This window comes from Gottfriedia acidiceleris, assembly GCF_002128425.1.
Taxonomy (GTDB): Bacteria; Bacillota; Bacilli; order Bacillales; family Bacillaceae_G; genus Gottfriedia; species Gottfriedia acidiceleris.
This window is the reverse complement of sequence record NZ_NESS01000006.1, coordinates 226709-238962: the sequence shown is the minus strand read 5'-3', so window position 1 is coordinate 238962 and position 12254 is coordinate 226709. Positions and strand designations below refer to the sequence as shown.

Genomic DNA, 12254 nt, shown 5'->3' with positions numbered 1-12254 from the left:
TCACACTATACCTCTGACGACTGGCGTCTAAGCAGATCATTTCAAGTTTGTAACTCCTTTTCTAAAATACGCATAGACCTTTAGTTTGAGTGATTTCATGAGGTCTATTTGCATTTAAGATAAATGGAAAACTAATCAATTTAATCATCTACCACAATATAGCCGAGTACCTCCATTGATAACGGTAAGGAGATATCACCTATCATTTATTAAATTCCTAGTAAACGACTAAAAATATTTTGTTTTAATTTAAGTGGCTCTTCTGGATAAAGAATGTCACCATTTACAATTGACTGATTATTTTCCCTCAATTGAAACTCAGTTTCTATTCCAAACTTTTCTCGGATGATCTCGTACGCTTCAATTAATTCAAAATTCCGATTTTTCGTATTGTGTGCGTCTGATGCAATCGTATGTATCCAATTTGCTTCAATACATTTAAAAGCAAACTTTTGAATTTTTTTACCGAATTTACCAGTTATTGATGAAGCAGTTAGTTGAGTTAATATCCCTTTTTGGACAAATTCAAAAAGAACGTCTGGTTCGTTTATAAGAACTTTGTTTCGTTCAGGATGTACTAGAATCGGTATTATTCGATTTGCTTGCATCTCATATAACAACTTATTTGTAAAATGTGGTATATGGGATGATGGAAGTTCGCATAGTAAATAGCGCCTTCCATCATTAATTGAAACAATTCGATTAAGCTCATAGTCTTGAATCAATTCCCCATAAAGCCTTACCTCTTGCCCAGGTAAAATCGTTAAAGGTATTGCTTTTTCTTTTAATACTTTATTTAACTCTTCTACTTTTTTTACTATCTCTTTTCTGTCTGTATTGTAACGTCCGTTCTGATGATGAGGTGATGCAACAATTGTATGAATCCCATTTTCCACGGCAGCTCGAGCCATATTAATACTATCTTCCATTGTATTTGGTCCGTCATCTAGACCATGTAAAATATGACAGTGAAGATCGATCATTTCTCATTACCGTAGTAATAGTAATAACTGTCTTTTTCCTGTTCCGCTCGGTTTAAAACCACACCTAGAATATTGGCATTTACTAGTTTTAATAATTCTTTTGCTTTTTTAATTTTTTCTTTTACCGTATATCCTCTACGAACAACTAAAATCGTTCCATCACAAACTTGTGAAATAATTTGAGCATCTGTAACTGCTAACAATGGAGGAGCATCAAAAAGAATCACATCATATTGTTCATACATTTGTGCAATCAAATTTTTCATTTTCTCTGAAGATAATAGTTCAGATGGATTTGGTGGGATAGGTCCTGAAGTCAGAATTGATAGATTGTTAATCTCAGTTTTTTGTATAACGTCCTTTAAGGACTTTTCTTGTGCGATTGCAGTTGTTAAACCTTTAAAATTCTCTAACTTAAAATCAGAATGCAATTGCGGTTTACGTAGGTCGGCATCTACTAAAAGAACTTTCTTTTCTTGCTGTGCATACGTAATAGCTAAATTTGCAATTGTCGTTGTTTTACCTTCAGATGGTTCTGAAGATGTTACTAAAATTGATTTTATTTTTTTATCGATTGAAGAAAATTGAATATTCGTACGAACTGTTCGATATTGCTCTGCAAATGGTGATTTAGGGTTTGTTAATGTAATAAGAAATCTTTTCAATTTTTCATTAGCTGTTTTTTTAACCATTTTACGCACCCTTTCCCAATTTTAAATTTATTTTAGGAGTAACTTTTCCCTTTGACACTTCAGAAATAACACCTAGAATCGGTAATTCTAATAGTTCTTCAAGTTGTTTTTCAGTTTTTACTGTGTTATCTAAGTACTCAAGTAAGAATGCAATACCAAAAGAAAGCATTAATCCTACAACAAAACCAATTGCAATATTTAACTTCTTATTAGGTTTTATAGGGCTTGGATTTTCACTTAAATCTGCTTTTGCCAAAACAGTTACGTTATTTACACTCATAATAGATTTAATTTTCTTCTGGAAAACATCTGCAATCTTATTTGTAATATCTCGAGCTTGTTCGGGATTTGGATCCTGTACTGTAACAGTAAACACTTGTGAGTCTTTTTCACTTGCAACTGTAATATTTTTAGTCAGTTCTGCAACTGTATAATCTAAATTTAATTGATTAATAACTTCATCTAAAATAGCTGGACTCTTAATAACGACATTGTATGTATTGATCAATTGAACATTTGTTTGTACTTGGTTATTCTGGTAAATCGATGAATCTTTTGTTTCCTTTTGATTGACTAATAATTGAGTTGAAGATTGATAAATCGGGGTTAAAAATAAATAGCTAATGACACCTGTAACTACTGCGGCTACAACTGTAATACTAATTATCATAATTAGACGTTTCTTAATAACGCCGAATAATTCTTGTAAACTAATCGTCTCTTCCATCATTTCCTCCTAATAATATAACTATTTACTATTCTATTAAAATATCGCATTAGTTTCAATATTACATAGTATAACAATTACTTAACGATATGTTAAGGTATTCTTAATGTAGCATTTGTAAATTTTAGTTAATTTTTCCATTATATAGGCGAAATTTGTGGAATTATGAAACCGTTTTTACCATTACATACAAACTGGTCTAGTTATGTTACAAACATTAACAAAAAATGTAATATCAGATATTATACTAAAATAATTTATACGTTACATTCTGAATAATGATTAATCCAATTTTAAAATTTTTTTTACATTTTTTGTGAAAAATAACTAGCACATTTTGGTTTTTCTGTTATATAATAATTATTAATTAAATATACTGTATTAACACAGTTTGGAAGCGAAATTAAATCAAAGGGAGTGTTGTTAATGATGAGTAGAGAAGAGCGTAAAAACATGGTTCAATTTTTGGAATTAACAAAAGGATTTTCAACTGAGGACTTAGTTTTCATGACTGATGCTGATTTAGAGCACCTTTACGACTCGGCTTATACGTATATGTTACATCACGCTGAGTAAGATCTTACAACTTTGGTTTACTGCACTTATAAAATAAAAAGCTAGGTGAATCCTATTGTTGGATTCACCTAGCTTTTCCATTTACAAACGTTTCGTTGGTAAATACTGATTCTAGTTACTTACATTTCCTCATTTTTTCGATTTTACAAAAAACACCAAAAATCCTACTTCTCCGACTATATTCCTCAATTTGAGACAAAAAATTTTAAAAGAGTATTTTCTATGCATCTTTTTGTTATATCGAAATTTTATTATTACCAATATATGGTAAATAAACAGATTAGCCATTTTTGTTGTTTAAGTTTTGAAAGCGTTTAAAATTCAATCTCTTTTTCCTTAGTCATTTTGTTTATTTGGGTTTGTTCATAAATTTTTTTATTTATTTAAATTCAATAAAAAAATTCGTCTCTTGTTAAATATCAATCAACTTTTTTAATAAAAACAATAAAATTTTCAATCCCTATCTACTTGAACCTCTGCCTTATAAAAGTAAAAAAAGCTAAATGGCATCCTTAAAAAGAATCCACCTAGCTTTTAAATTACACTCCTATTCAATAAACAAGCGTTTCAAACCGATAGCCTTTCCCCTTAATTGTTTTAATATATTTAGGATAATTCGGAAGTTCTTCAATCTTATGTCGTAAACTATGAATATAAATATCGATTAATCTTCTATTTTTATAAACAGAAATGACTTCCATTAATTCTTCTCTTGTTACAATAAAGCCAGCTTTTTTGATTAAAAAAAGTAAAATTGTGTATTCCCTACCATTTAATTCGATCCTCGTTTTATTTTTATAAACCTCTTCTCTATTTAAATAGAAGGAAATTTCTCCAAAATGTAATACTTTTTCTCTGTCTTCTTCAATTTTTTCATTGCCTGCCCTCCTCATAACTGCTTTTATTCTTGCGGACAAGTCTCTTGGATGGATCGGATATTTAACATATTGATCCGCTCCAGCTTCAATACAGATTGCTGCTTCGTATGAATCATATGTTTCAACTAATAATATGATCGGTATTTCTGTTATCCGTCTTATTCTCATTATTAATGGAATAAACTCGTCCAAAACTTGGCTTTTCATTAATACTATGCAACCTTTTAAGAAACCTAGATGTATTTCTTCATTAAACTCTCCATATCGATATGTGCTGATTTTAACCAATCCGAATTGTTTACTTTGTTGAAGCACATGTTCAATCTCGTTTTGATCTTGGATGATGACAATTTGCTCCACCGTATATCTCTCCCATTTTTACTGTTTATACGGTCATTTTAATTGGTTATTAACAAAAAAGGGGGACTTTCACTATACCTTTACAAATTCTTTACGTAGCGTTAAAAGCAAGTTAACCTTTGTGGGATATTGTAAGAAATGTAGTAAAAACAATGAGGGGGAAACTGTAGATGCAACTAAGAAAAGCACTTTTATTCGTCGTAGCAATCACAGCTATTTTATCTTTAGCTGCTTGTGGAAATGCCAATCATTCTAATTCAAGTTCATCTGAAAATCAATTAACTGGTAGCATCCTAATCGACGGTTCATCTACCGTTTTCCCGATTATGCAAACAATAACAAAACAATATATTTCTGCACAACCTGATGTAACTATATCAATAGGTAATAGTGGTACAATTGATGGTTTTAAAAAATTCGCAAATGGAATAACTGATATAAATGATGCATCACGTAAAATAACAGTTGAAGAAGCTAAAATCGCTAAACAAAATAAAATTGATTATATTCAATTAGAATTAGCTTACGATGGTCTATCCGTCGTAGTAAATAAGGACAATCATTTTGTTAATCAATTAACAGTTGATCAATTAGCAAAGTTATGGTCTGTAAAAAGCAAAATAAAAACTTGGAACGAACTAAACTCAGCTTGGCCAAAGGAAGAAATTAAATTCTTCAGTCCTGGTAGTGAGTCAGGAACTTACGAATACTTTAATAGGACAATCTTAAACCAAGCTGGTGAACGGAAAGATGTTCAAACGTCAGAAGATGATAAAAATCTTGTAGTTGATGTTGCTAGTGAAAAAGGCGCAATCGGATACTTTGGTCATGCTTACTATGAAGAAAACAAAGATCAATTAAAAATCGTACCAATCGTTAATCCAAAAACAGGTAAAGCAGTTTTACCAACTGAAGAGAAGATTAAAAACGGGACTTACGCACTTTCTCGTGAACTCTACACTTATGTAAATAAAAACTCACTTAAACGTCCTGTCGTTTTGGACTACTTGAAATTTGTAAATGAAAATGCCCCAACTTTAGCAGAGCAAGTTGGCTATATCCCATTACAAGATGATCTATATGAAAGCAATATTAATAAAATAGAAGAAGCTACACACAAATAATCTTACTCACCCCCCATTAATATATATAAAAAAAAGCTATGATTCGTATTTGAATCGTAGCTTTTTGTCATTTTAAAGTTCAATAATCGTTTTCTTATTTATAATTCGATCTTTTAGTTCTTCACAAAGGTCAATGACTCTTTGCGTTTTCTCTTCGTATTTCATATTTAATACATGATAAAGCGTAATATCACGACATTTTAAAAATGCAGGGATTCGGCTATACCATTCTTCATCTAATACATACTCGGTTTCATAACCCTTTCGAAAGATTTCTAGTTGTCTTTTTGCGAAATTAGATTTTTCTTCGAATGATGCTTTACTGCCCCACGCAGTGTAATATAAGACGATTGCGATATCTGAAATGAAATAATTATATTGCAGATCATCGAAATCAAAAGCCGTTATTTCACCTTTATCATTTACGAAGAAATTATGAAGATGTAGATCACTATGGATTAGTCCGTATGAATCTTTTTTTCTTTCATAGCTTTGAATTTCTTCGATTAATTCTTTCGTATTTGCCCCAAGCTCTTCGTCCGCTAGCATTTCATTTAAATATGCTTCTTCATCCCAATGTTCACGATGATTTGTTACTGGATAATCAACTGTTAACGCGTGAAGCTTTCCGATTGTTTTCCCCCATGTGTACATTAGATCATCATTCCACACAGCAGGGTTTGTACGATCAACTAATTGACCATCTGCCCATTCAAACATTGATGCGTAAAAGCTTGTACCATCACTTGCATTTTGGACTTCTACTAAATTACCGTTTAAAGAAGTTAAAGAACCTGCTGCATTTGCTCCGTTTTCTCTAGCATATTTTAAAAACTTAAGTTCTGCTTCAATATCTTCCTTTGAGCGATGAGATGAATGCGTTAACCGTAAAATGCGATCCGTTCCATCTGCCAGCTTACCTTTAAATAAATAGTTCTCGAACTCTCCGACTGGTTTTTCTTCTACTGTTATACCAAATTGTGATGCTGCATTCGTTAAAATCTCTTTTGTAAAAACTCTTTCAACTGCCTGTTCCATTTTTTAATCCCCCAAAACATAGAATAAATCATAGAATAAATATCTAATTACTAATTCCCCAGTTTCCAAGGATTTCCTGCAACTTTTTTACTAATCATTCAAATTTCGGTATTCATTTGGGGTCATCCCAACGATTTTTTTAAACACTTTTCGAAAGTATTTGTCATCTTGATAGCCGATTTTCCCAGCTATTTCATAGATTTTTAAATTTGGAAACTTCAATAATTCCTTCGCTTTTTCGATTCGAATTGAAACAATATAATCTGATATATTCACACCGTAAATTTGTTTAAACTTACGGGATATATATTCACGGCTTAAATAAAATTTCTCTGAAAACTCCTGAAGTGAAATTTCTTCAGCATAGTTAAGTTGAATATAGTTTGCAATTGCTTCTATACTATTCAGTTCTTGGTTCGTTTGATTCTTTTCTTGAATAATCGACTGTACTCTTTCTCTTTGGGTCGCTACATAATCACCAATTTCAAAATGCCCTTTCGCATTCCAGAACAATTCTAGATTCACTTCCTGAATCGTTTGAAGTGATAACTTATTAATCCAGTGATTTAGAAAGATTAGAAACTCCTGATGCAATGAAAGTAACTGCGCAAAAGGAAGATAATTCTTCTGTGCTATTCGTTTACTAAAAAGTTGAATGACTTCATCGTAAATATAAATATCCTGCTTCTCAACCATTTGTTCAAACAAGTTGATGATTTCTACTAAATTAATCGGATGATACTCTTTTATATCATCATAAGAATAAACTGGTACATCTCGCTTTTCCAAAATATTTACATGCTGTAGAACGTTTACAACTTCTTCGTACCCAAATTGGATTGATTCAATCGTTAACTTTTTGCTGATTGCAAAGTGAAACGGAAAAGGCACAACTGTTGATAAAATTTTAGCTATATGTTGAATACTGTCAGTTACTTGCTCGCCCCAGTATAGTAAACAAATCTCCTTTGTACCTTGTAAATTACGAAATGCGATTCCTCCATTTTGTTTTTGAAGAACTTCATTTACAATATTCAACAGAGCAAAATAGCATAAATCCTCCGGCCATATATCTTTGAATGTCTCTAGATTTCGTAATTTTAGTAAAGAAACATGTAAAGTTTGCCCTTCTTCGTATCCTAATTGGTTTAACATGTTTTGATTAAATTCTTTTCCGTAAATTGCATTTGTTAATTGTTTGTCTCTGTAAACAGGTAAAACTTCCTGAAGCAAACGAAAATCATTCAATGCATCAATTCTCTCTTTTTCTTTCTCATTCCAATCTGAAACTACTTTTACTAAAGTTTCATTCAATATATCCGGATCAATTGGTTTCAATAAATAATCAGACGCACCGAACTGAATGGCTTCTCTCATATAATGATAGTCATCATATCCTGTTACAACGATTACTTTACAATTGATATTTTCTGAATGAAGCCACTTTAATAAACCTCTACCATCTAGCTCTGGCATCATTAAGTCAGTAAATATAATTGTCGGTCTTTCCTTTATAATGATATCTTGAGCAATCGCTCCATTTTCTGCTTCTAATATTTCAGTAACACCAATTGCATCCCAATCTGCAAGAAGTTTTACACCTTCTCTTACATGCTTTTCGTCATCTATTAGTAGAACCTTCATGATTAACTTCTCCTCTTGTCATTTCAATAGGTAAGATTATCGTTACAACAAAGTTTTCATGCTTCACACTTTCTATTTTTACTTCTGCCTTTTTACCATAATAGAAATGAATGCGATCAGAAATATTTTTTAAACCGATACTCTCGTTCGTATTTAATCCACCTACTGCTAGCGATGAATTGATGATTTCTAATTCCTCTTCTGATGCACCTTCACCATTGTCAGCAATGACTATTTTTAAACGATTATCTTGTTGTCTATGAATCGAAATATTTAATTCACCAAGCTTTTGTTGCTTTTCAAAGCCGTGTTTAAAGAAATTTTCGACGATTGGCTGTAAAATCATTTTTGGCATTTTTACTTTGTTTAACCCTTCATCGACTTCCAGGTTATAAACAAATTTGCCATCGTACCGCTCGTTTTGAAGCGATAAATAATCTTTTATATGATTTAATTCATCCTTAAGCGTTACAAAATCTTCGTTATTTTTCATGCTATATCTCATAATTTTTGATAGTGACATAATTAATCGATACACTTTAATTCCGTCATTTTTTAATGAAAGAGTTCCAATTGACTGCAACGCATTATATAAAAAATGCGGATTAATTTGAGACTGAAGTACTTTCAATTGATTCGTTTTATTCTCTATTTGAAGCTTGTACTCTTTTATATATAAATCATTTAACGTATCGACCATTGAAGTAAAATGTTTACCTAACTGACCAAACTCATCATTTCCTAACGTATCAAAAGAAACAGCAAGTTCTCCTTTTTCAATCCGCTGCATATCTCGAATTAAGATTCGGATTGGTCGTGTAAATCTAAAGGATACGATAATTGTTAAAATGATTACTAATAAGACTGAAATTGCCCCGAGTGTAACTGTAATTTTCAACAATTGATTCGAGTTGTGATAGAGATTTTTATAAGGAATGCTTTTAATGATTGTCCATTGTTGATGATTGCTTCTTATTTTGTCATATACATAGACCCCACTAAAGTCCTTGTCCTTCCAATCAAAACTAGTTTCACCTGACTGATCTGAACTAATTTTTTTATACCATTTTGTTTCTAACTTTTTACCAATCAGTTTTTTTTCAGAAGAATAAAGAACAACATTCCCATCACCAACAACAAAAAGATGTTCCTCTCCTTTTTTATAAATACGATCAAAAATTTCATTAATCCTACTTAATTCAATATCGATCGATAAAAAGCCTAACCATTGGTTGGATGTAACATTATTTAAAAAATAATGAAGCGATACTACTTGCTTAACTGGCTCAATTCGAAAATCAGATAAATTATTATAATTTTGAATTGGATGAGTAGGTTGAATATAATATGCGTCCCTCGAAAAACTTAAATTTCGATAGGTGGGAATTTGATTGAAATTATACAATTTCCCTCGACTACTCACCTTTGCATTGTATACTGTGTAGTCATCCTTACCTTTTGTTAAATATAAATGCAATTGCTCGATTTCTCTTCTTGAAAAATAAAGGCCTAATAAACTTCGATTAATTTCAGTCGAATTCTGTTCAATATAAGTAGAAGCACCATTTTCTAAAACAGACAAAAAAGGTCTATTACTATAGATCGACAATGGAATACCGTGAATCTCATTGAAGTAGTTCAATAAATCATTCCCACTCCGATTTAATAAATCATAGTTCGTATTCACAAAGTCCTTTGTGACGGTATTTTTCGTATAAAAATAATTTGCGACAATCGATAATCCAAATGGAATGATCGTTGCGATTAATAATAAGATAATAAGCTTACTTCGAATACTATTTTTCATGACAACATCCTTTGTGGAAACGTTTGCACTTCTACTATCTAGTTTATCAGAGTTATAGACGGAATCATACCCTTATAAGGATGAAACAATCGGTAAAAAGTACTAACGAATGTTTTGATTGTCGGCTTTTCTGTTACTAAAAAAACCTTCACAATAATAAGTGAAGGCTAATTACTAAATACAAAAAAATGGATTAATACACACCTGTCATTAAACAGTATATGTTTCAATCCATTGTACTACCTCTTCAAATTTGGGCCTTTGATTTCGGTCAGCAACCTTAATCATAAAACTAAAGACTGTATTATTATCTACAATTAAATCGTATCCATTTATCATCAAAAATGCACTGGCTGCCAAAAATGCTGTTCGTTTATTACCATCTTTAAAACAATGACCAGTTGCAATGTAATACAAATAAACTGCCGCTTTTTCATGTAACGTTAGAAAGCGTTCATATCCGTCATAACCAGATGAAGGTAATGCAAGTACAGATTCAAGTCGTTAGATATCACGTCCAGGAATACCACCGTAATCTCTTAACGCATAATCATGCAGCTCTTCAACAAATGCTACATCTAGATAAATGAAATCTGCGCTCACTTAGTTTTTGCTCAATCTCTCTAAAGCTTCGCCATTACGAGCATTGATTTTGTCATAAATAGATTTAATAGTTTGTGGTTTTTCAGTTGGTTTAATTGGATCCTGTACTTTGTTTGGCATATTTTCATCTTCTTTCTCATTCATCGGAAAAACCTCCAATCCATATATGCTATAAGTATATGAATAGGTTGTCCAAGAATATGCTTATTTATTCTGAATTGTACTACAAGTAATAGGTGAAGTCCACTTACGAAAAATGCTACTATTTGTAGTGTTATTAAATATTCGACGCTTATTAGTTTTTACCTTTTTGATTTTAGTCTTAATACATTAAAATATTTTGAAATATAAAGACTGGCTATTTTAGGAGATTTGGAAAAGGAGTTAATTTTATTTGTGGATGGAACACTTTTTGGACAGTAAATGTGCAAAGTGAACTGAACTTTTATAACAGAAAAACCCACAAGGATCATAATTCCTTGTGGGTATCTTCATTTATAAAATAATAGGGAAGTTAGGATATCTTAATCAAATTATTTCTTTAATTTCATCCAAGAATCTTCAAGAGATTTTAACATTTCATTAGCAGATTTTTGCTTTCCAACGTAAGCTTGCATTGATGCGCCAAACTCATTTGTAGCTCCGTCTGGGTATTTGAACCAGTTCCAAGATAATGTTTTACCTTCAGAAGAGTATTTTAATAAGTCGTCAGCGATTGGTCCTAAGTTTTTACCTTCAATTGTTTTTAGTGCCGGAATGAACTTGAATTTTTCAACAATGTATTTCTTACCTGTATCAGAAGTAACCATCCACTCTAAGAATTTTTTAGCTTCTTCTTTGTTTTTAGAGTTTTTGTTAACAACCCAGTTATTTGGTACACCCATTGGTAATTTGTCCATTGCTTCTTTGTCATCGTTGATTGGGATTGGTAATACACCTAAGTTCATGTTAGGAGTAATGCCATCAACCATACCTTGGATCCAGTTACCTTGTTGGATCATAGCAGTTTTACCTTGAGCAAAGTTTGTAACTTGCGTGTTGTAATCCGTTGTTAAAGGATTTTTGTTACCGTATTTAACTGTTAAATCAAACAGTTTCATAAATTGCTTGAATTGCTCGTTGTCTTGAATTTTCACTTTACCAGAAGATACGTCCTTCATGAACTGATCTGGATCTTGTTGTTGAGCGAAAGGAATATTTAATAAGTGAATTCCTAAAATCCACCACTCACCGTATCCGATAGAGAAAGGAGTGATGCCTGCTTTTTTAAGCTTCTCTGCTGCAGCAGTTAATTCGCTTAACGTTTTTGGTGCTTCAGTAATACCAGCTTTTGCGAATAAATCTTTATTGTAAATAAAGCCATAACCTTCAGTATTCATTGGCATACCATAAAGTTTGCCGTCGATTGTCATTGGTTTTTCAGTACCAGGATATAAATCTTTTACCCATGATTGATCTGAAAGATCTTCTAATTTATCTTTCCAAGTAACTGCTTCTTGGAATCCACCATTGTTGAAAATATCAGGCTCGTTACCTGAAGCGAATTGAGCTTTTAATGCTGCACCATAGTCAGCACCGCCGCCAACAGTTTGAATTTTAACTGTTACGTTTGGATTTTCCTTATGGTAATCCTTCGCCATTTGTTCTAAATCTTTCGCAATCTCAGCTTTAAACTGGAATACGTTTAATGTTACTTTTTTATCCTTTGAATCATTTGAAGCTTTGTCTGAAGATCCCCCAGAACAAGCAGAGAATAACATCACTGAAGTTGTTAACGCTGCTGCTACCTTTAGCATCTTTTTCATTACTAAAAACCCCCGTC

At 31.8% G+C, this 12254-nt stretch carries 11 protein-coding genes and 1 pseudogene; 2 read left to right on the top strand and 10 right to left on the bottom strand.

Annotation, left to right across the window (positions count from 1 at the left end; genetic code table 11):
- Nucleotides 1–209: 209 nt before the first annotated feature.
- The 3 genes from B6K90_RS13565 to B6K90_RS13555 are packed head-to-tail and all read right to left on the bottom strand — an operon-like array spanning nt 210 to nt 2402.
- A complete protein-coding gene (locus tag B6K90_RS13565) occupies nt 210–983 on the bottom strand; it encodes a tyrosine-protein phosphatase (protein ID WP_088013306.1) in 774 nt (257 codons plus the stop codon).
- The gene (locus B6K90_RS13560) at nt 980–1675 is read right to left on the bottom strand and encodes a CpsD/CapB family tyrosine-protein kinase (RefSeq protein ID WP_088013305.1); all 696 of its coding nucleotides are present in this window, start codon (nt 1673–1675) and stop codon (nt 980–982) included. The genes B6K90_RS13565 and B6K90_RS13560 overlap by 4 nt, the downstream gene beginning before the upstream one ends.
- Before the next feature lies 1 nt (nt 1676).
- Entirely contained in the window at nt 1677–2402 is a 726-nt protein-coding gene (locus B6K90_RS13555) for a YveK family protein (protein WP_088013304.1), read from the bottom strand.
- Between the two features lie 426 nt (nt 2403–2828).
- On the opposite strand from B6K90_RS13555, the gene B6K90_RS13550 reads away from it, so the two are divergent.
- A complete protein-coding gene (locus tag B6K90_RS13550) occupies nt 2829–2978 on the top strand; it encodes a BH0509 family protein (RefSeq protein ID WP_170927399.1) in 150 nt (49 codons plus the stop codon).
- A gap of 551 nt (nt 2979–3529) precedes the next feature.
- Here the strand turns inward: B6K90_RS13550 and B6K90_RS13545 are convergent.
- Nucleotides 3530–4216 carry a winged helix-turn-helix domain-containing protein gene (locus B6K90_RS13545; protein WP_088013303.1) on the bottom strand — a complete coding sequence of 229 codons (687 nt, stop codon included), beginning with the start codon at nt 4214–4216 and terminating at the stop codon, nt 3530–3532.
- Between the two features lie 170 nt (nt 4217–4386).
- Here B6K90_RS13545 and B6K90_RS13540 point away from each other — a divergent pair, with 170 nt between their 5' ends.
- Nucleotides 4387–5340, top strand: a complete 954-nt coding sequence (locus tag B6K90_RS13540; protein ID WP_088013302.1) for a PstS family phosphate ABC transporter substrate-binding protein — start codon at nt 4387–4389, stop codon at nt 5338–5340.
- A 72-nt stretch (nt 5341–5412) separates the two neighbouring features.
- Here B6K90_RS13540 and B6K90_RS13535 read toward each other — a convergent pair whose 3' ends face one another.
- The 6 genes and pseudogenes from B6K90_RS13535 to B6K90_RS13515 all read right to left on the bottom strand — a co-directional run bounded on the left by B6K90_RS13535 (nt 5413) and on the right by B6K90_RS13515 (nt 12237).
- Nucleotides 5413–6378 (bottom strand): phosphotransferase enzyme family protein, encoded by a 966-nt coding sequence (locus tag B6K90_RS13535; protein ID WP_088013301.1) that lies wholly within the window; start codon nt 6376–6378, stop codon nt 5413–5415.
- Between the two features lie 90 nt (nt 6379–6468).
- Nucleotides 6469–8022: a response regulator transcription factor gene (locus B6K90_RS13530; RefSeq protein ID WP_088013300.1), complete on the bottom strand. Its 1554-nt coding sequence runs from the start codon at nt 8020–8022 to the stop codon at nt 6469–6471.
- On the bottom strand, nt 8000–9829 hold the full coding sequence (locus B6K90_RS13525; protein WP_088013299.1) for a sensor histidine kinase: 1830 nt from the start codon (nt 9827–9829) through the stop codon (nt 8000–8002). The genes B6K90_RS13530 and B6K90_RS13525 overlap by 23 nt, the downstream gene beginning before the upstream one ends.
- Before the next feature lie 210 nt (nt 9830–10039).
- A pseudogene (locus B6K90_RS13520) lies at nt 10040–10306 on the bottom strand (type II toxin-antitoxin system death-on-curing family toxin); the annotation flags it as partial.
- Between the two features lie 126 nt (nt 10307–10432).
- Nucleotides 10433–10576: a hypothetical protein gene (locus tag B6K90_RS23730; RefSeq protein WP_167555363.1), complete on the bottom strand. Its 144-nt coding sequence runs from the start codon at nt 10574–10576 to the stop codon at nt 10433–10435.
- A gap of 389 nt (nt 10577–10965) precedes the next feature.
- Nucleotides 10966–12237 carry an ABC transporter substrate-binding protein gene (locus B6K90_RS13515; protein WP_088013297.1) on the bottom strand — a complete coding sequence of 424 codons (1272 nt, stop codon included), beginning with the start codon at nt 12235–12237 and terminating at the stop codon, nt 10966–10968.
- Between the last annotated feature and the right edge of the window lie 17 nt (nt 12238–12254).